This is a genomic window from Lyngbya sp. CCY1209, from assembly GCF_055795065.1.
The window spans coordinates 1-438 of the sequence record NZ_JAYFER010000619.1 but is presented as its reverse complement, the minus strand read 5'-3'; the positions used below and the strand labels follow the sequence as shown (position 1 = coordinate 438).

Annotated in this window: 1 protein-coding gene; it reads right to left on the bottom strand. The window is 43.2% G+C overall.

Annotated elements, in window-relative coordinates; genetic code table 11:
* Window positions 1-438, bottom strand: a 438-nt coding sequence (locus tag AC0QHF_RS23505; protein ID WP_324706690.1) for a hypothetical protein, incomplete at both ends; no start/stop codon positions are given.

Here is a 438-nt window from a genome sequence, read left to right as displayed (position 1 = left end):
CAATATAAAATCATCGCCCTCATCAGCTAAACTCGCTACCACTCCTGTTACTGTTGTTCCCGCTTGAATTTCTGTTGAGGGAACCGTCGGATCATTGTCCGTATCGTCATCGTAATCATCATCGATATCATCCATCACATCATCGATAGAATCATCGTCGTCGTAATCATCATCGATATCGTCATCGTAATCATCATCGATATCGTCATCGTAATCATCATCGATATCATCCATCACATCATCGATAGAATCATTATCGTCATCGGAATCATCATCGATATCATCGTCGTAATCATCGTCGTAATCATCGTCGTAATCATCGTCGTAATCGTCCGTCGAATTATCGGTGGTGGCATCGTCCGTCGAGTCAGTCGAAGTTTCACCCAATATGACAGAACCATCGGGGCGAGTAATCGAAGAAGAATCAATTTCTACGCC